This window comes from Pararhizobium sp. PWRC1-1 (assembly GCF_049897905.1).
Classification (GTDB): Bacteria; Pseudomonadota; Alphaproteobacteria; order Rhizobiales; family Rhizobiaceae; genus Pararhizobium.
Map to the genome: position 1 here is coordinate 198,481 of NZ_JAFCXE010000006.1, position 19,442 is coordinate 217,922.

General features: G+C 61.3%; 16 protein-coding genes. 4 read left to right on the plus strand and 12 right to left on the minus strand.

Features of this window, described 5'->3' with window-relative positions:
- Positions 1-48: 48 nt before the first annotated feature.
- On the minus strand, positions 49-1,395 hold the full coding sequence (locus ACP7E0_RS12310) for a TldD/PmbA family protein (protein WP_426125221.1): 1,347 nt from the start codon (positions 1,393-1,395) through the stop codon (positions 49-51).
- 170 nt (positions 1,396-1,565) lie between these two features.
- Here ACP7E0_RS12310 and ACP7E0_RS12315 point away from each other — a divergent pair, with 170 nt between their 5' ends.
- Positions 1,566-3,425 carry a monovalent cation:proton antiporter-2 (CPA2) family protein gene (locus ACP7E0_RS12315; protein ID WP_426125223.1) on the plus strand — a complete coding sequence of 620 codons (1,860 nt, stop codon included), beginning with the start codon at positions 1,566-1,568 and terminating at the stop codon, positions 3,423-3,425.
- Positions 3,426-3,431: 6 nt separating this feature from the next.
- Here the strand turns inward: ACP7E0_RS12315 and ACP7E0_RS12320 are convergent, their stop codons facing one another.
- From ACP7E0_RS12320 to ACP7E0_RS12330, 3 genes are read right to left on the minus strand one after another with little or no spacing between them, the layout of a single operon-like run.
- A complete protein-coding gene (locus ACP7E0_RS12320) occupies positions 3,432-4,301 on the minus strand; it encodes a patatin-like phospholipase family protein (RefSeq protein WP_426125225.1) in 870 nt (289 codons plus the stop codon).
- Positions 4,302-4,320: 19 nt separating this feature from the next.
- Positions 4,321-4,881, minus strand: a complete 561-nt coding sequence (rsmD, locus tag ACP7E0_RS12325) for a 16S rRNA (guanine(966)-N(2))-methyltransferase RsmD (protein ID WP_426125227.1) — start codon at positions 4,879-4,881, stop codon at positions 4,321-4,323.
- Between the two features lie 6 nt (positions 4,882-4,887).
- Entirely contained in the window at positions 4,888-6,915 is a 2,028-nt protein-coding gene (locus tag ACP7E0_RS12330) for a pseudouridine synthase (protein ID WP_426125229.1), read from the minus strand.
- A 76-nt stretch (positions 6,916-6,991) separates the two neighbouring features.
- On the opposite strand from ACP7E0_RS12330, the gene ACP7E0_RS12335 reads away from it, so the two are divergent.
- Entirely contained in the window at positions 6,992-7,441 is a 450-nt protein-coding gene (locus ACP7E0_RS12335) for a nucleoside deaminase (RefSeq protein WP_426125231.1), read from the plus strand.
- Positions 7,442-7,459: 18 nt separating this feature from the next.
- On the opposite strand, the gene ACP7E0_RS12340 is transcribed toward ACP7E0_RS12335, so the two are convergent.
- The 8 genes from ACP7E0_RS12340 to ACP7E0_RS12375 all read right to left on the minus strand — a co-directional run bounded on the left by ACP7E0_RS12340 (position 7,460) and on the right by ACP7E0_RS12375 (position 16,613).
- On the minus strand, positions 7,460-7,936 hold the full coding sequence (locus ACP7E0_RS12340; protein WP_426125234.1) for a GNAT family N-acetyltransferase: 477 nt from the start codon (positions 7,934-7,936) through the stop codon (positions 7,460-7,462).
- Between the two features lie 6 nt (positions 7,937-7,942).
- Positions 7,943-8,560 carry a hypothetical protein gene (locus ACP7E0_RS12345; protein WP_426125236.1) on the minus strand — a complete coding sequence of 206 codons (618 nt, stop codon included), beginning with the start codon at positions 8,558-8,560 and terminating at the stop codon, positions 7,943-7,945.
- Between the two features lie 135 nt (positions 8,561-8,695).
- The gene (gene ileS / locus ACP7E0_RS12350) at positions 8,696-11,611 is read right to left on the minus strand and encodes an isoleucine--tRNA ligase (protein WP_426125238.1); all 2,916 of its coding nucleotides are present in this window, start codon (positions 11,609-11,611) and stop codon (positions 8,696-8,698) included.
- Positions 11,612-12,144: 533 nt separating this feature from the next.
- Positions 12,145-12,384 carry a BrnA antitoxin family protein gene (locus ACP7E0_RS12355; RefSeq protein WP_426125240.1) on the minus strand — a complete coding sequence of 80 codons (240 nt, stop codon included), beginning with the start codon at positions 12,382-12,384 and terminating at the stop codon, positions 12,145-12,147.
- 12 nt (positions 12,385-12,396) lie between these two features.
- The gene (locus tag ACP7E0_RS12360) at positions 12,397-13,395 is read right to left on the minus strand and encodes a bifunctional riboflavin kinase/FAD synthetase (protein WP_426125242.1); all 999 of its coding nucleotides are present in this window, start codon (positions 13,393-13,395) and stop codon (positions 12,397-12,399) included.
- A gap of 48 nt (positions 13,396-13,443) precedes the next feature.
- The gene (locus tag ACP7E0_RS12365) at positions 13,444-14,292 is read right to left on the minus strand and encodes a TIGR01459 family HAD-type hydrolase (protein WP_426125244.1); all 849 of its coding nucleotides are present in this window, start codon (positions 14,290-14,292) and stop codon (positions 13,444-13,446) included.
- 124 nt (positions 14,293-14,416) lie between these two features.
- Positions 14,417-15,787, minus strand: coding sequence for a chromate efflux transporter (gene chrA, locus ACP7E0_RS12370; protein WP_426125246.1), 1,371 nt, complete (start codon positions 15,785-15,787; stop codon positions 14,417-14,419).
- Positions 15,780-16,613: a chromate resistance protein ChrB domain-containing protein gene (locus ACP7E0_RS12375; protein ID WP_426125248.1), complete on the minus strand. Its 834-nt coding sequence runs from the start codon at positions 16,611-16,613 to the stop codon at positions 15,780-15,782. The genes chrA and ACP7E0_RS12375 overlap by 8 nt, the downstream gene beginning before the upstream one ends.
- Positions 16,614-16,881: 268 nt before the next feature.
- On the opposite strand from ACP7E0_RS12375, the gene groES reads away from it, so the two are divergent.
- On the plus strand, positions 16,882-17,178 hold the full coding sequence (gene groES, locus ACP7E0_RS12380) for a co-chaperone GroES (RefSeq protein ID WP_275789194.1): 297 nt from the start codon (positions 16,882-16,884) through the stop codon (positions 17,176-17,178).
- Positions 17,179-17,244: 66 nt separating this feature from the next.
- Positions 17,245-18,888: a chaperonin GroEL gene (gene groL, locus ACP7E0_RS12385; RefSeq protein WP_426125251.1), complete on the plus strand. Its 1,644-nt coding sequence runs from the start codon at positions 17,245-17,247 to the stop codon at positions 18,886-18,888.
- Positions 18,889-19,442: the final 554 nt, after the last annotated feature.

Consider the following 19,442-nt stretch of genomic DNA (forward strand, 5'->3'; position numbering starts at 1 on the left):
TTTCCATTTCCCGCGGCATCGGCCGCGTTAAAGATGCGTGTAGGACGCTTATTTACCGGCGAGCGTCATGCCTTCGATGGCGAGCGTCGGGGCGGCAACGCCGAACTTGCGATCGATATCGTCGGCAAGCGTGAGGGCAAAGAACATCTGCTTGAGATTGGAGGCAATCGTCACTTCCGAGACCGAAAAGGTCAATTCGCCATTCTCGATCCAGAAGCCGGATGCACCGCGGCTATATTCGCCGGTCAGCATATTGACGCCCTGACCGATGAGTTCGGTGACGTAGAAACCCGTTCCGATGCTGCGGATCAGGTCTTCGCGCGAGACGTCGCCGGGTTCCAGCGCGAAATTGGTCGCAGAGGGGGAGACAGCCGTGCCGCCACGCGCGCCGCGCCCGTTGGTTTCCAGACCCAGCTCCCGGCCCGTCGAGGTGGACAGGAACCACTGCTGCAGCACGCCATCCTCGATCATCGACAGTTTCTGTCCGGTGACCCCTTCGCCATCGAACGGACGCGAAGAAGAGCCGCGCACCACCAGCGGATCATCGGTGACGGTGATACCCGCCTTCATCACCGGCTTTCCCATCATGTCGCGCAGGAACGAGGTCTTGCGGGCAACCGAGGCACCGTTGATTGCGCCGGCGATATGTCCGGCGAAACCGCGCGACATGCGCGGGTCGAAAACGACGGTGACATTCTTCTGTGTCGGCACCTGGCGCGGGCCGATACGGGCCACCGCCTTTTCGCCGGCCGTGCGGCCGATCTCGGCTGCGGATTTCAGGTCAGTGAAATAGAGGCGGCTGTCGAAATCATAGTCGCGTTCCATCTTGGTGCCATCACCGGCAATGGCGCTGACGGAACGGCCAAAGCGGGTGCCCATGTAGGCGCCGGAAAAGCCGTGGGAGGTAACCAGGACCATGCCGCCCATGCCGGCGGACGCGCCGGCACCGCTCGAATTGGTAACACCGCTGACGGCAAGTGCTGCCTCTTCGGCTTCAAGTGCTGCAGCCGTCAAGGTTTCCGTCGAGACATCCGTTGGGTCGTAAAGCTCAAGATCCGGATAGGACCGCGCCAGGCGCTCGCTGTCGGCAAGCGTTGCATATGGGTCTTCCGGAGAGGCCTTGGCCATCGCCACCGCGCGCTCGGCCAGAACCTTCAGATCAAAGCCCGGATTGGCCGAAACGCTGGCGACACGCCGGCCAACGAAAACCCTCAGCGAGAAATCATCGCTTTCCGAGGCGTCGGTACCCTCAACCTTGCCGAGGCGCACGGAAACGGAGCGGGAGCGGCCCCGGACCACCACAGCATCGGCCTGATCGGCACCCGCTTTCAGCGCCAAATCGATGAGCGCGGCCGCCCTTGTCTGCAGAACACCGGAATCGATAATATCGGACATGATTTAGCCTTTCATTCCCGCTCCATTTATTGTGCAGTAGGACCGGCATCAAGGGCATATCCTGATTCTTGATCGCCGCCCCCGACCAAATGCCGAATTTAGGGCAAACTCCTGCCCAGCCAGACACGCCAGAGCTGCAAAACGCCGCTGCGCGCCAGGAAAGAACACGTATGTCGACGACACCCGCCCTTACCTCACAGGCCCTGCTCTTGCTCGGTGGAGCCGTCGTGGCAGCGCCGATCTTCAAGAAGCTCGGGCTCGGCACCGTTCTCGGCTATCTCGCAGCCGGCATCATCATCGGGCCCTTGCTGCACCAGATCACCGAGGGCGAGCAGATCCTTGGCTTTGCCGAACTCGGTATCGTGTTCCTGCTCTTCGTCATCGGGCTGGAGCTGAAGCCGTCCCGGCTCTGGCAGATGCGGCGCGATATCTTCGGGCTTGGCACCGCGCAGGTGCTGGTGACCGGCGCCGCGATCTCGGCAATCGTTTTCTGGGGCGGCCTGCTCGACTGGAGCGGCAGCGTCATCACCGGCTTCGGACTGGCGCTCTCGTCAACGGCTTTTGCGCTGCAGATTCTCGACGAAAACGGCGACACTAACACACGCTATGGCCAGCGCGCGTTTTCGGTCCTGTTGCTGCAGGATCTGGCCATCGTGCCGCTTCTGGCGCTGATCCCGCTGCTCGCCTTGCAGGCGCCTGAAGATACGAGCCCGCCGCTGCAGGATTTTGCCGTGGCCGTTGGCGCAATCCTGATCATGGTCATCGCCGGCCGCTATCTGCTCAATCCCCTGTTCCAGGTCATCGCCCGCACCGGCGCACGCGAAGTCATGATCGCGGCGGCGCTGCTCATCGTTCTGGGTGCCGCCACGCTCATGCAGCTCGCCGGGCTTTCCATGGCGATGGGCGCCTTTCTCGCAGGCGTGCTTCTGGCGGAATCATCCTACCGCCATGAACTGGAGGCCGACATCGAGCCTTTCCGTGGTCTGCTGCTCGCCTTGTTCTTCATGGCGGTCGGACTGTCGCTGGACCTGCGTGTCATCATCGAAAACTACGTGCTGATCCTGATTGCCGTACCCTTGCTGATGTTGGTCAAAGCTGTGGTCCTCTACACGCTCTGCCGGTTTACCGGTTCGCCACACAATGACGCCGTGCGTATCAGCCTTCTCTTGCCACAGGGCGGGGAGTTCGGTTTCGTGCTGTTCACGGCCGCCGCTACTGCCGGCGTGTTTCCCGACAGCTGGGCGTCTCTCCTGATCGTCATCGTCACCCTGTCCATGGTACTGACGCCCGCAGCTTCCGCCTTGGCCGGGCTTCTCATGCAGGAGCAGGACGAGGCGACGGAAGAGATGGAGGAGGATTTCGATGGAGCCGGCGCCGATGTACTGATGATCGGGTTTTCCCGCTTCGGCCAGATCGCCTCGCAGATCCTTCTCGCCGGTGGCCGCGAGGTGACGATCATCGATCATTCCGCCGCCCGCGTCCGGCAGGCTGCGACCTTCGGGTTCCGCATCTATTTCGGCGATGGAACACGGCTGGACGTGCTGCGCGCGGCAGGGATCGAGCGTGCCAAGATCGTCGCTGTCTGCACCCAGAAACAAGAGATCACCGACCGGATCGTTGACATGGTGCAGGCGGAATATCCGAATGCCCGGATTTACGCCCGCGCCTATGACCGTCTGCACACCCTGTCGCTCAGAGCCCGCGGCGTCGATTACGAGCTGCGCGAGACGTTCGAGTCCGGCCTGGTGTTCGGCCGCAAAACGCTGGAAGGGCTGGGGATCGCCGACAATGAGGCAGAGGAAATCATGAACGATATCCGCCGGCGCGACGAAGCCCGGCTGGTGGTGCAGGAGGCGGAAGGCATCAGCGCGGGCCGCGACATGCTGCACTTTGAACCGGTCAAGCCGGAGCCGCTGATCAAGCCGAGGCGCGAGACGCCGCCGTCGCTGGCAGCCGACGACGATATCCTGCCGTCAGGCCCCACCAACGAGGCAAAGCCTGCAAGCGATATTCTGGCCGGAGCGGATTGATCCGTCTCACCCCCGGATTGTGGAGCTGAAGGCGGTATCCAGCGCTGCCTTCAGCTGATCCTTGACACCCGCAGTCGCAGCCAGAACTTCCTGCGCTCTCAGAAAGTCCATCACCCGGAAGCGGCTGACCTCGGGACGCAGCAGGATATCCGGCGGGTGTGCCTTCATCTTCATCGTGATGATCGACTGCATCATCAGCTGGCTCGCCCCGAACAGGCTGTCGATCCGGCTCGGCATGGTTTCGCCGTCGCCATCCGGTCCGCCGACCACATCGACGGCGATGACGATATCGGCCAGCCCGGTCAGATGATCGAACGGCACCGGATTGTAGATGCCGCCGTCGATCATGACGCGGCCATCGATGCGCACCGGCATGAAGACGGCCGGAAGGGCGGCCGAAGCGGCCAGCGCCTGATGCAGGTCGCCGTCCTCGCAGACGCGCTCGGTCTGCCCGTAATAGTCTGTCGTCATCACCTTCAACGGAATGTGCAGCTCGGAGAAGTCTTTGGGAATGGCGTCCGGGAGAAAGGCAGGCAGGATGCGTTCGATGTTGAACTGTCCGACGCGGAAACCACCGGCCACGGCCTGCGTGAAGCTGTGCGGCCGCAGACTCCAGAGCCGGTTGACGATCTCCTTGCGCCGGCCAACGGTTGCCAGCGTATGCTCGCGGATATCGGCCCCGCTCATACCCGCCGCCATACCGGCGCCCATGATCGCTCCAATGGACGAGCCAGCGATCGCAACCGGGCGAATACCGAGTTCGTTCAGCGTTTCGATCACATGAACATGGGCGAGCCCACGTGCGCCGCCGCCGCCAAAGGCGATGGCGACGGTCGGATCAGCCGATTTTTTCGATGTTTCGAGGCCTTGCGTCATGCTCAGCGTCTTTCCGGTATCACGCGGCGCGGTAGCGGTAGAAATGCATCTTGGTTTCGCCGAACAGACGGTCGTCGATGAAGTCGAAACCATCTTGCAGCACAGGATGCACATCGGCCCGCTCTTCCAGAACGGCAAGCGCTCCCGGCACCAGCCAGCCGCCATTGGCAGCCGACGCTAGCGCCTTCTCCCCAAGGTCCTTGCCATAGGGCGGATCGGCAAACAGGAAATGGAACGGCTCGACGGTACCGGCAGGACCGAGATCGGTCGCATCGCGACGGAAGACGCGCGCCCGGCCGGTCAGTCCAAGCGCTTCGATATTGGTGCGCAGCAGACCCCTGCCCTCAGTGCCCATTTCCACGAACAGTGCCTGGCGGCAGCCGCGCGACAGGGCTTCAAGCCCGACCGCGCCGGTACCGGCGAACAGGTCCAAAACCCGGGCGCCCTCGAGCGCCTCCGGGTAGGAATGGCTGAGGATATTGAACAGGCTTTCGCGCGTCCGGTCCGTGGTCGGCCGGATGTCGTTGGAATTGGGCGTTGCGAGCCCGCGCCCGCGAAACTCGCCACCGACGATCCGCACGCGCGCTTAGTTCCCGCGTCCGCGTGGCTTGCCACCACCGGCAGGACGTCCGCCCGAGGGCTTTCCGTCACCGCCGGGCTTGCGCGGACCACCGGTCTTGGCGCCGAACGGTTTTGCACCACCCGGCTTGCCGCCGAAGGATTTTCCGCCGGCAGGCCGGTCGCCCGAGGGCTTGCCGCCGAACGGACGGTCACCATCACGGCGTGGCGGGCGGTCGCCCTGAGGACGATCCCCACGCGGAGGACGGTCGCCGAAATCACGCGGCTTGCGATCGCCATCCTCACGCGAGAACGACTTTTCGCCGAAAGGCTTGCGCGGCCGGTCACCGGCAGGACGATCGCCTGGAGGACGGTAGCCCTGCGGCTTGTCGCCCTGAGGACGGTCGCTTCTGGGCCGGTCGGAGAACGAGCGGTCACCTTCGGCACGCGGCTTGCGGTCACCGAACGGCTTGTCGCCTTCGCGGCGCGGCGGGCGATCACCTTGCGGACGATCACCACGCGGCGCGCGGTCGCCGAAGCTGCGGCCACCACGATCGTCGCCGCCGGAGCGCTTGCGATCACCGCCACGACCTTCGTCGCGGCTCGGCTCTTCGGTTGCGCGGATCCAGTCCTTGTCGTTGTCGTCACGGGTGACGATCACGCGCGGGCCTCGATCGGGGCGGTCGTAGACGCTCGCCTTCTTGCGGTCCGGATCGAACTTCCGGTTGGATTTCATCGGCAGACCATCCTTGGTCTTGCCATAACGCTTGACGGCCGGTGCGCCTTCCGGACGTTCGCGGCGAACTGGCTTTTCAGCAGCGTCGGCTGCCTGCGCATCCTTCGGCTTCTTTTCCGCCAAGGGACGGGCGCCCGGTGCCATCCAGACATTGGCCTTGCGGGCACGGAAGCCCGGTTCGCGCTTCGGTCCGTCAAATTTCGCATCAGGCGCATCGCGGCTACCGCGTTCTGGACGGCCACCGGCCCTGTCATCGCGCTTGGTATCGAGGCGGGACAGCGCCCGTTCGCGTTTATCGCCAGCCTTTTCCTTGAACGCACCGCGCTCGCGGGCTTCCGGCTTTCCAGCCGCCCATTCGTTCTTCTGCGGCTTTTCGTCTTCGGCAGCTGCCGCATCAAAGATCGGCGCGTCGAAATTCGCCTTCGCTTCTTCAATCAGGCGGGGACCAAGCTGATCGCGCAGCGTGCGGCCGCGGATTCCCTGGGCCTGGCCTTCCGGCAGCTCGCCGAGCTGGAACGGACCGTAGGAAATGCGGATCAGCCGGTTCACGTCGAGGCCGAGCGCGCCCATGACGTTCTTGATTTCGCGGTTCTTGCCTTCGCGCAGGCCCATGGTGATCCAGACGTTGGACCCCTGAACCTTGTCGAGCGTCGCATCGATGGCGCCGTAGAGTACGCCGTCGACGGCGATACCGTCCTTGAGCTTATCCAGGGCTGCCTGATCGATGGTGCCGTGGGCGCGGACGCGGTAACGGCGCAACCAACCGGTGGCCGGCAGTTCGAGCACGCGGGCCAGACCGCCGTCATTGGTCAAGAGCAGCAGGCCTTCGGTATTGATGTCGAGGCGGCCGATGGACAGAACGCGCGGCAGTTCTTCCGGCAGGTTGTCGAAAACGGTGGCGCGGCCTTCCGGATCGGAATTGGTGGTCACCAGGCCGGACGGCTTGTGATAGAGCCAGAGGCGTGTGCGCTCGATGCCGCGGATCGGCTGGCCGTCCACTTCGATGTGATCAGCGAGCGTCGCGTTGACGACCGGGCTGTCGAGCAGCGTGCCGTTGAGCGAGACGCGGCCTTCCATGATCATGCGCTCGATATCGCGGCGCGAGGCCACGCCAGCGCGGGCCATGATCTTGGAAATGCGCTGCGGCACCTCGGCACCGACGGTTTCCGTCGCGGTCGGCCGTGGCTTGCGCGGCTTCTCGGCTTCGGTGCTATCAACGGCCGAATGATCGGCAGCGGCCTTGCGCGCGCCGGTATAGGGCTTCTTGTCGGACCGTGCGGGTTTGCCGCCAGGGCGCTGGGGCTTGTCTTTGAATGTCATTTGTGTTGCCTGCCTTTTGGGCTGTCCTATCAGGTCACAGCCCTTGGGTTAAGAGAAATTATCGCGGGTATCGACGATGGCTGAAACGAGCCGGTTTATGGATTTGGCCTTGGAAGAAGCCAGAATGGCGGCTGCCCGCGGCGAAGTGCCTGTTGGTGCCGTCCTTGTTATCAACGGCGAGATCGTCGCCAACGCTGGAAACCGCACGCGCGAGCTCAACGATGTGACCGCGCATGCCGAAATCGAAGTGATCCGCACTGCTGCAAGCGCCATCGGTGCAGAACGGCTGAACGGCGCCGATCTCTACGTGACGTTAGAGCCCTGCACCATGTGCGCTGCGGCCATTTCTTTTGCCCGTCTGCGCCGGCTCTACTATGGCGCAGAAGATCCGAAAGGCGGCGGGGTCGACAATGGCGTCCGCTTTTTCAGCCAGCCGACCTGCCATCACGCGCCCGACGTCTATTCCGGCCTTTCCGGTCAGAGCGCCGCAGACATTCTCAAGGAATTCTTTGCCGGGAGACGCTGAACGCCCGATCCGGAAATCTTACCCGGCGGCAAAGCTTTCGAGTGCCGCACCGGACAGACGATATCGCGTCCATTCCGATAGAGGCTCGGCACCGATTGCCTCATAGGCCTTGATGGCTGGCTCGTTCCAGTCGAGCACGCTCCACTCGAAGCGTCCGCAGCCCTTCTCGACCGCAATCCGCGCCAGATAGCGCAGCATCGTGCGCCCGGCACCCGATCCGCGTTGATCCGGCGTGATGTACAGATCTTCCAGGTAAAGTCCGTTGCGTGCCAGCCAGGTTGAATAGCTGAAGAACCAGACGGCGAAACCGACCGGCACGCCATCGCGTTCGCAGATTGCCGCATGCGAAACGGAATTTTCGCCGAACAGCGAAGAGGTCACCGACTGAACGGTCGCCTCAACCTCATGCCCGGCCTTCTCATAGATGGCCAGTTCGGTGATGAAACGCAGGATCGTGCCTGCATCGTCAGGTGTGGCTTTACGGATCTTGAACATGCCGGATCAGAAAATCTGGTACCATTTCTTGCCGCTGCCCTTGACCGCGGCTTCCTTCTTGCGGCGGCGTTCCTTGACCTGTTCCGGCTCGCCCAGATCCGCTGTCGCCTCTTCCGGCAGCTTGCGGTATTCGAGCGGCGGGTCGCTGAGGAACCGGCGCTTGTCGGCATAGGCACCCATCTGGATCTTGCGGGCGTCGCGATAGGCCTGCGTCTGCTCGGCCGTCGTCAGCTTGCGGCCATTGGCGCTGGATTTGGCCAGCGGTGACACGTAGCTGGGATTATCGGCATTGGCGTCGGCTTCCTCGCGCAGACGCTGGCGCGTGTCTTCCGGCGATTCGACCCATTGCGGATTGTCTTTGGTGGCGAGATTCTGCTGCGGCTGAACCAGCTGCGCGGTCTCGCTCGATGGCGGCAGCACCAGGCCGGGACGCGGCTGATACTTGAGATTGTTAGGCTTGGTAGCCCCGAGGCTCACGGAACTGCCGAGATCGTCCATCAGATGTTCGCCGGCGGTCTTGTCCGTCCCGTAGGTCGGACCGCCAATGCAGCCGGTCAGAACGATGCTGCCAGCCACAATGCCGAACAGACCGGCATACACTCGAAACTCTCGCGTCATTCCCATGAAAACCCTTCCAGCGGCGCCGGCACGAACGATGTTAGAGCGGCATTGCTGCGCCCATGACGGATAAATCCGCCAAATTTCAGGCAGGTTTACCGGATGAGCCGCAATTACGCAATTCACCCGGTAAACAATCCCTTAAGAAGCGTAGCCGAGCTCACGCAGCGCCAGCGCGTCGCGAGCCGACACGTCGGGGAACGCTGCATCAGAACCGACGTCGGCGGTGATACGCCAGGACCGGGCGCATTTTACGCCTTCGGCCAGCGTCGGTTCGACGCTGACGGAGGCAACATCGTCCAGCCGGAAGGCTTCCGCCGGACCGGCATCGGCAACGATCGTCACCGCCGACGTGATGCAGATTTCCGCCAGATCCTCACCGTCGAGTGCCGCCAAAAGATCGGCATCGCCGACATGAACGACAGGAGCAGCTTCGAGCGAAGAGCCGATCCGCTTGTCGCGGCGCTCGACTTCGAGCGCGCCGGTCACCACCTTGCGCACCGTGCGGATCTTCTTCCACTTTTCAGCCAAAGCCTCGTCGCGCCATTCAGCCGGCACCACCGGGAACTGTTCCAGATGCACGGAAACCGCCGACGGATCACGCGACAGCCAGGCTTCTTCCGTGGTGAACGGCAGAACCGGGGCAAGCCAGGTGACGAGGCAATCAAACAGCTTGCGGATGACCACGAGGCTGGCGCGGCGGCGCGGGCTCGATGGCGCGTCGCAATAGAGCGCGTCCTTGCGGATGTCGAAATAGAAGGCCGACAGCTCGATGTTTGAGAAGTCGATCAGCGCGCGGGCAATGCGCTTGAAGTCGAAGGCGTCATAGCCTTCGCGCACCAGCTGGTCGAGTTCCGACAGGCGATGCAGCATCAGGCGTTCGAGTTCCGGCATATCGGCAAAGACAATGTCTTCACCGCCCTCTGGACCCTTGTCATGCGCCAGGGTGCCGAGCATCCAGCGGATCGTGTTGCGCAGCTTGCGATAGCTGTCGATATTGGTCTGGATGATCGCCTTGCCGAGACGCTGGTCTTCCCAGTAATCGGTGGTGGCGACCCAGAGACGCAGGATATCGGCACCCGATTCCTTCATCACGTCCTGCGGGGCAACGACATTGCCCTTGGACTTCGACTGCTTCTCGCCCTTTTCGTCCATCGTGAACCCGTGGGTGACGACGGCGTTATAAGGTGCACGGCCGCGCGTCGCGCAGCTTTCGAGCAGCGACGAATGGAACCAGCCGCGATGCTGATCGGAGCCTTCGAGATAGACATCGGCCGGCCATTTCAGGTCCGGGCGATCTTCCAGCGTGAAGGTATGCGTGCAGCCACTGTCAAACCAGACGTCGAGGATGTCCATGACCTGGACCCACTTGGAATGGTCATGATCGTTGCCGAGGAAACGGTCCTTGGCACCTTCGGCGAACCAGGCATCCGCACCTTCAGCCTCAAAGGCTTCGATGATGCGGGCATTGACGGCTTCATCGACCAGCACTTCGCCCTCAACGTCGGCAAAGACGGCGATCGGCACGCCCCAAGCGCGCTGGCGCGACAGGACCCAGTCGGGGCGATTCTCGATCATGGCGCGCAACCGGTTCTGGCCGGCGGCCGGCACGAAGCGGGTGTTGTCGATAGCGGTGAGCGCCCGCGAGCGCAGCGTTGTGCCGTCGGTAAGGTCCTTGTCCATATAGACGAACCATTGCGGCGTGTTGCGGAAGATGATCGGCTTCTTCGAGCGCCAGGAATGGGGATAGCTGTGCTTCAGACGTCCGCGGGCGAAAAGGTTCTTCGCCTCGATCAGCGCCTTCATGACGAGTTCGTTGGCGTTGCCCTTCTTGCCGTTGTCATCCATGACGCGGGCGGCGCCACCTTCGCGATCCGGACCGAAACCGGGCGCGTCGCTGGTGTAGAAACCGGCGTCGTCGACGGTGAACGGGATCTTCGACGAGATACCGCGCGCCTCCAGAGCCCGGGCATTGTCCATCCAGGCTTCAAAGTCATCGGCGCCATGGCCGGGTGCCGTGTGCACAAAGCCGGTACCGGTGTCATCGGTGACGTGGTCGCCGTTCAGAAGCGGAACCTTGAAGTCGTAGCCGAGGGCGGCCAGCGGATGGGCGCAGGTGATCGCGCCCAGTTCTTCCGGCGTCACGTCGCGAACCGGCTTGAGCGTCACTTTCGCCTTGGCAGCGCAATCGTCCGCAAGGCGCTTTGCAAAGATCAGCTTTTCGCCCGGCTGCGGACCAAATTCGTTTTCGGCGCTTTCGACTTCGAACAGGCTGTAAGGATAACGCGACGAATAGGCGATCGCGCGGTTGCCCGGGATAGTCCAGGGGGTCGTGGTCCAGATGACGACGAAGGCGTCCTTGAGGCTTTCTGGCCCTTCGAGCACCGGAAACTTCACCCAGATCGCATCGCTCTCGATATCGGCATATTCGACCTCTGCTTCCGCCAGCGCCGTGCGCTCGACGACCGACCACATGATCGGCTTGGAACCGCGGTAGAGCTGGCCGGACTTGGCGATCTTCAAGAGTTCGCCGGCAATGCGGGCTTCGGCATGGAAGGCCATCGTCGTGTAGGGATTGTCGAAGTCGCCCTCGATGCCCAGGCGCTTGAACTCGGCCGACTGGATCTTAATCCAGTTGGCGGCGAAATCGCGGCATTCCTGGCGGAATTCGTTGACCGGGACCTCGTCCTTGTTCTTGCCCTTGGCGCGGTAGGCTTCCTCGATCTTCCATTCGATCGGCAAGCCGTGGCAATCCCAGCCCGGCACGTAGTTCGAGTCAAAGCCGCGCATCTGGAACGAGCGGGTGATGATGTCTTTCAGGATCTTGTTCAGCGCATGGCCGATATGGATATTGCCATTGGCATAGGGCGGGCCGTCATGCAGCACGAACTTTTCGCGGCCGGCGGCCGAGGCGCGCAGCTGCTTGTAGAGGCCCATCTCCTGCCAGCGGGCAACCGTTTCCGGCTCTTTCTGCGGCAGGCCGGCACGCATCGGAAATTCGGTTTCCGGCAGATAGAGGGTCTTGGAATAATCGAGCTTTTCGGCAGTATCGGTCATGGTTTCAGCAATCATATCTGGGGCGCGTGTCGCCGCGCATGCGAACGGGATATCATAAGGGAAACGGTGGCGCTCGTGCCGAACGCCGAAAACCCGGACCTTCCGGCGGCTATCAAAGCGCTGGGAAGGCCGGGCCAATAATTCGCTGATCACGTATCAATCGACGATATCGGGTCATGGTGGCGGTTGTTTAAGCGGTTTTTGCGCGAAAAGGAAGATGAGAACGGCAAAGTTTCAAAGAACGATGTGCGTCATGGCGATGAAGCGCAGTTTCCGGCATTTTATTGATATTGGAACCGGCAGCGAGTTAGCGATGGCACATGATGCCGCCACCTCATTTTAATTTAGATGAAGAGCGCGCAACGGGCTCCCTCTTCTCCCCAGCGGGGAGAAGTGCCGAACGCAGTGAGGCGATGAGGGGGCGCTTCGGCGAAGCCGGAGCAAGACAGAAGTGGCCTTCGCCCCCCCTCATCCGGCCCTACGGGCCACCTTCTCCCCGCTGGGGAGAAGAGGGAACGCAGCAGAAAAGCCCATTAATCCTTCGGGTTTTCCAGCATGACGGCGCGGAGCGCGTCGTTGATGCGGTCCTGCCAGCCAGGGCCGTCGTCCTGGAAATAGTGGAGCACGGCGCTGTCGAGCTTGATGGACACCAGCTCCCTGGTTTCCGGCAAGGCGCGCTTCTCGACGGCGGGTGCTGCGACCTTCTTGACCGGCTTGAACAAAGCTTCGGCGGCATCCATGGCGCTGACGGGCCGGCGGGGCGTGGTGGCCATTGGGATCATCCTTTAGGAGTTTGCATCCAGACCGAATGCGATTTTGCTGTCGATCATACTGAGCGCCTTGACGCCGGAGAGCAAGGCGCGGGCTTCGGCATCATCCTGCTTCATCTGCACCACCAGCGGATCGAGACCGTCGAATTTCAGCTCGTCGCGCAGGTGACCGAAGAAAGAGACGGAACAGACTTCGCCGTAGAGATCACCGGAAAAATCGAACACGAAGGTTTCGAGCAGGGCAATGCCGTTGCTATCGACCGTCGGACGCTTGCCGAAACTGGCGACGCCATCATGAATGCTGCCAGCGGCGCGGCGGAAGCGCACGGCATAGATGCCATTTCGGAGTTCCACTTCCGGCGGAAGCTGCATGTTGGCGGTGGGATAGCCGAGTGTCCGGCCAAGCTTCTTGCCGTCGATCACTTCAGCTTCCACGGTGTAGCGATAGCCGAGCAGCCCGGCTGCCTGGGACACGTCCCCCTCACCCAGCAGCCCGCGAATATGGCTGGAGGAAATCACCGAGGCGTTCTCATCGCGAAAAGCATCGACCAGCGTGACGCCAAAGCCGTTCTCCCCACCGGCGGCCATCAGGAAGGCCGGGCCGCCTTCCCTGCCCTTGCCGAAATGAAAATCGAACCCGGTGACCACATGGCTGGCATGCAGCCAGTCCATCAGAACTGAGCGGATGAAATCGGAGGCGGAAAGCTCGGAGAAGGTCCGGTCGAACGGGTATTCGATAACGGCGGAAAAGCCCATGCCTTCGAGGATACGCGCCTTCAGCGGCGCCGGCGTCAGACGGAAGACAGGCCGGTCCGGCCGGAAGACGCTGCGGGGATGCGGCTCGAAGGTCAGCACCAGGGCCGGAACGCCGCGCACTTGTGCCTCTTCCAGAGCCCGGTTCAAAACTGATTGATGGCCGCGATGCACGCCATCGAAATTGCCGATGGCGATGACCCCGCCGCGCAGCGCTTCCGGAAGGGGTTCGCGGGTCTCGTTGCGATGAAAAACCGTCATGTCCGTTCGCCAGTCATCTCTTCGTGCAGGTCGGCCACGGCAGATCCGTCAAGCCAGTCTCGGCATCCACCATTTCGGCGTAGCGCCTTCGTTTTTCAAGAATGCCGTCAGCTTGGCTTCATCCGTCTTTTCGGCCGCCATGTATTCGGCCGCGTGGATGCCAGCGCTGATGTAGAGAACATCGAGGCCGAAATCCTGTGCGCCCTTGATGTCCGTCGGCATGCCGTCGCCGACGGCGATCACCCGCGACAGGTCGAGCCCGCCGCGCACGGCCTTGGCTTCTGACAGGGACGCGCGATAGATCGGCACATAGGGCTTGCCGGAAATCCGGGTTTCGCCGCCAAGCTCCTCATAGACCTTGGCAATGGCGCCGGCGCAGGGAATGAGCTTGTGACCGCGTTCGACCACCAGATCCGGATTGGCGCAGATGAACGGAACCTTGCGCTTGGCCAGAACGGACAGCGTGGCGCGATAGTCATCAGCAGTCTCGGTCTCGTCGTCGAAAAATCCGGCGCAGACGATGATCTCGGCTTCCTCGGAGGACACCATGCTGACGCCGAGACCTTCGAGCAGCGGCAGATCCTTTTCCGCGCCGATGAAATAGACCTTCTTCGGACCGGCCGAGATCAGCGCGCGAGTGACGTCGCCAGATGTTACAATCCTGTCATAGGCGCTATCGGGCACGCCAAGGCCGCGGATCTGGACGATGACGCCGGGATGCGGGCGCGGCGAATTGGTTATCAGAACGACGGTCAAACCCTTGGCGCGCGCTTCGGTCAGCGCCTCGCAGGCCCCCTTGAACGCCTCGACGCCATTGTGCAGCACGCCCCAGACATCGCAGAGCACGACATCATAGCGGCTGGCAATGTCGCGAAAACTGTTGATCCGAACGGCCATGCTGGCTTCCCGCAGAAAAGAAATGGTCGGGCTGACATCGCAGGCAGGCGTTAAAAACACAAGTCTTGATCCGGAAAATGGCGGCTGAATTCCAAGGTTTCCGGCGCGGAACGAGATGGAACCGCTAAAATCCACGGATCAGCCAACCGGCAACCGCGCAGATGGCGAGCGTCGCCACGACACCGCGCTTGAAGAAAAACAGCAGCACGGCGGCCAGAAGGGCCAGGCAGAAAGCCGGAAACTGGAAGGTCTGCCAAACGGGAAGCGGCATGGACATCGGCCCTGCCGCAAAGCGATCCACACTGGAAAAGAGAACGTGCAGGCCGAACCAGACGGCCAGATTAAGGATAACCCCGGTGACAGCTGCCGAGATCGCCGCAAGCGCGCCCGAAAGCGCCCTGTTGTTGCGCAGGGTCTCGACATAGGGGGCACCGAGAAAGATCCAGAGGAAACACGGAACGAACGTCACCCATGTCGCAAGCGTCGCCCCGAGCAAGCCGGAGACAAGCGGATCGAGCCCCAGCGGTGCGCGAAAGGCGGCCATGAAGCCAACGAAGGACAGCACTAGCACCAGCGGCCCGGGTGTCGTTTCTGCCAGCGCCAGGCCATCCAGCATTTCACCGGGTTTGAGCCAGTGATAGGTCTCGACCGCCTGCTGCGCGACATAGGCCAGAACGGCATAGGCGCCGCCAAAGGTCACCACCGCCATCTTCGAAAAGAACAGACCGATGGCGGTGTAAACGGTACCAAACCCGAGTATCGCGCCGATGACGACGAACGGCGCGATCCAGAGCGCCAGCCAGGTGGCGAGAACCTGAAACGTGCGGCTCCAGCTGGAAGCGCCATCCGGAAAGCTGCTGTCGATGACCGAGGGTCTGTCGGCAAGTGCCTGTTTCGCAGCCGCCGCCATGGCTTTTTCGCCTGTTGCCGGCTGCAGCTGCGTGGCGACATATCCGGCAATGCCGGCCACCAGAACGACGAGCGGAAACGGCAGATCAAAAAAGAACAGGGCTGCGAAGGCGAGCGCTGCAACGATCAGCGCGAAACGGGTTTTCAACGCACGGCGCCCAACGCGAATGACCGCCTCAATGACGATTGCCAGCACCGCGGCCTTCAGCCCGAAGAACAGACCAGTCAACCAGTCGGCTTGCTGGAACAGCGCATAGGCCGATGACAGGCCGAGGATGACGAAGAACCCAGGCAGGATAAACAGTAGCCCCGCGACGATGCCACCGCGCGTGCCGTGCAGCAGCCAGCCGATATAGGTGGCAAGCTGCTGCGCTTCGGGGCCGGGCAAGAGCATGCAGAAATTCAGCGCATGCAGGAACCGGCTCTCGGAAATCCAGCGGCGCGCTTCCACCATCTCCCGGTGCATCAGCGCGATCTGCCCGGCGGGGCCGCCAAAACTCAGGAGCCCGATCTTCGCCCAGACTTTGGTAGCCTCCGCGAAGGACGGATGTGGTGGCGGAGACTGTATCTGCACCACCTCATTCATGGTCCTTGGCCTTCTTCGCGGCGTGTTGCACCCAGTCGTGTTTTTCCTGCGTGGCGTCACGCGCCCAGCGATAGAAGGCATCGTAGAGCGTCATGCCGGCTTCCAACTGCTCAAGATCGTCGGCAAACACCCGCGACAGGCCGAGCGAGGCGGCGAGCAGGCCAGACGCCTCGGGCACCAGATCGAGCCGGTCGGTGTCGGCCGCGCGGACGATCAGCGCCAGATGCTGAAGAGCGGGAAGGGACAAGCCGAACTCCGCGATCATCGTATCGAAGGTGCAGCCCTCACCCCTATGGCTCCAGAAAACATTCTCCACATCGAACGGCGTGGCGCCGAAACGCTCCGCAACGGCCTCGACTTCGGACGGGGCAACGAAGAGAAAGGATGCGGCGGGATCGACGAAGCGGCGGATCAGCCATGGGCAGGCGATGCGGTCAATCTTGGGGCGGGAGCGCGTTACCCAGACAGAGGCACCACCGGCATTGCCACCGGGTATGGCGGCGGCCGGGACGAGCGGCAGGCCCGCAGCGGTCCAGGCTTCAAGACCGCCTTCCAGGGTTTCCGCCTGAGCGCCGGCGTTTCGAAGCCAGGCGGCAACGCCTTCGCTCAGCTTCTTGCCCTTCTGGCAAACCACCACGACCCAAAGGCCGCGATAATCCGCCGCCCACTGCGAAGCCGAAGCAAAAGGGCGGCGCATGGATGCAGGAACAAGCGAGGGCAGTGCTGCGAAATCTTCGTCGTCGCGCACATCAATGATGACCGGTCCTTTTGAAGTTCCGGTCAGGCGGGCGAGTTTTTCAACTGAAATGGAGTTGTACGAGGCCATGATACGTCCCTTTTCTTTAAAGAGTGGACGCGAAATTCTGGCATGACGCCTCGTGGGGCGATCGCAGACCCCATGGCAACTGTTAAACAAAAAATAGCAAATCGAGTCAATCAGCGTTTCGATGAAAAATTCAAACCGTCTTCTTCTTGACTCACAAGACAGCCATCCTTATCTCCAGGCCGCTAGCACTCAAGCAATAGGAGTGCTAACATCCATCCATCGGATCGCAAAGACGATCCGTGAAGTCATTTGATCGAGGGATTAGACAATGACAAGCACCAATTTCCGCCCGCTGCATGACCGCGTCGTCGTGCGCCGTATCGAGGCCGAAGCCAAGACCAAGGGCGGCATCATCATTCCGGATACCGCCAAGGAAAAGCCGCAGGAAGGCGAGATCGTCGCTGTCGGCACCGGCACCCGTGACGACAAGGGCGCTCTCATCGCGCTCGACGTCAAGGCTGGCGATCGTATCCTGTTCGGCAAGTGGTCGGGCACCGAAGTCAAGCTTAACGGCGAAGACCTTCTGATCATGAAGGAAGCCGACATCATGGGCGTTATCGGCTGATCCAGCCGATTTCCACCTTTCTACTTTCCATAAAACCAATTGGGCATCAGCCCGGGAGTTTTTAACATGGCAGCCAAAGAAATTAAGTTCGGCCGTACCGCGCGCGAAAAAATGCTGCGCGGCGTCGACATCCTCGCAGACGCAGTGAAGGTCACGCTCGGTCCTAAGGGCCGCAACGTCATCATCGACAAGTCCTTCGGCGCACCGCGCATCACCAAGGACGGCGTTTCCGTCGCCAAGGAAATCGAACTTGAAGACAAGTTCGAAAACATGGGCGCCCAGATGGTCCGCGAAGTTGCTTCGAAGACCAACGACATCGCCGGCGACGGCACCACGACAGCGACCGTTCTCGCCCAGGCCATCGTTCGCGAAGGCGGCAAGGCCGTTGCTGCCGGCATGAACCCGATGGACCTGAAGCGCGGCATCGACCTCGCAGTCGCAGCCATCGTCAAGGACCTCGTTGCCAAGGCAAAGAAGATCAACACTTCGGAAGAAGTGGCCCAGGTCGGCACGATCTCCGCCAACGGCGAAAAGGAAATCGGCCAGTACATCGCTGAAGCGATGCAGAAGGTCGGCAATGAAGGCGTCATCACGGTTGAAGAAGCCAAGACCGCCGAAACCGAACTCGAAGTCGTCGAAGGCATGCAGTTCGACCGCGGCTACCTGTCGCCTTACTTCGTAACCAACCCTGAAAAGATGGTTGCCGAGCTGGAAGACGCTTACATCCTTCTCCATGAGAAGAAGCTCTCCAACCTGCAGGCCATGCTTCCGGTTCTGGAAGCCGTCGTTCAGACCGGCAAGCCGCTCCTGATCATCTCGGAAGACGTTGAAGGCGAAGCTCTTGCTACGCTCGTCGTCAACAAGCTGCGTGGCGGCCTGAAGATCGCTGCCGTCAAGGCTCCAGGCTTCGGCGATCGCCGCAAGGCCATGCTCGAAGACATCGCGATCCTGACCGGTGGCCAGGTTATCTCCGAAGACATCGGCATCAAGCTGGAAAACGTCACGCTCGAAATGCTCGGCCGTGCGAAGAAGGTTTCGATCTCCAAGGAAAACACCACCATCGTTGATGGCGCTGGCAAGAAGGCCGAAATCGAAGGCCGCGTTGCTCAAATCAAGGGCCAGATCGAAGAAACCACTTCGGATTACGACCGCGAAAAGCTGCAGGAACGTCTTGCCAAGCTCGCTGGCGGCGTTGCCGTCATCCGCGTTGGCGGTGCGACTGAAATCGAAGTGAAGGAAAAGAAGGACCGTATCGACGACGCGCTGAATGCAACGCGCGCTGCCGTTCAGGAAGGTATCGTTCCTGGTGGTGGTACGGCTCTGCTGCGCGCCTCGATCGTTCTCGATCTCAAGGGCGCAAACGACGATCAGACTGCCGGTATCTCGATCATCCGCAAGGCACTTCAGTCGCTGGTTCGCCAGATTGCTGAAAACGCAGGCGACGAAGGCTCGATCATCGTTGGCAAGATCCTCGAAAGCAACACCGACAACTACGGCTACAATGCCCAGACCGGCGAATTTGGCGACATGATCGCCATGGGTATCGTCGATCCGGTCAAGGTTGTCCGCACAGCCCTGCAGAACGCAGCTTCGGTTGCTTCGCTGCTGATCACCACGGAAGCCATGATTGCCGAACTGCCGAAGAAGGATTCGGCTGGCGGCGGCATGCCTGACATGGGCGGCATGGGTGGCATGGGTGGCATGATGTAATAAGGCGCTGCCTTATTACGAATGACGACTTGAGTGCTTCCGGATTTCCGGAGCAAGAAAGGGCGGGCCGCAAGGTTCGCCCTTTTTTGCTCGCCCACGGCGGAAAAAGCCAGCTTGGGCACCCCGATCGCGCCCCGATTTTCGAACCGGTTTCCGATTGCACCGGGGCAGATGGATGCAATCTTGAATATTTATCTCGGACCGCAAAATATTTGTCACAAGCCCATTGAAGCGGCAGGAAAAGCAATTATAACAGCGCACCAAGTGAACCACAGATTCACAGGGATCCAAGCCCGGAAGAATTGAAGACAGACTATATCAATTTCTCCGCATTAACTGTTTACCCAACATTCCTTTGATCCCAGACCATAAAGCCTGTAGATTTTCCTCGCATACAATTTGTTTTGTCTTGTCCATACAAGAGGCAAGACCTTGACGTTAAGCTTTCTATCTGTTGCAGCAAACTAGGCCTCTGGATCTATTTAAGGTGCACTGTAGCTATGCTGAAAAATGGAAATAGTTTCTTGTGAACCGTTAGCGGGAAGAGACGAATG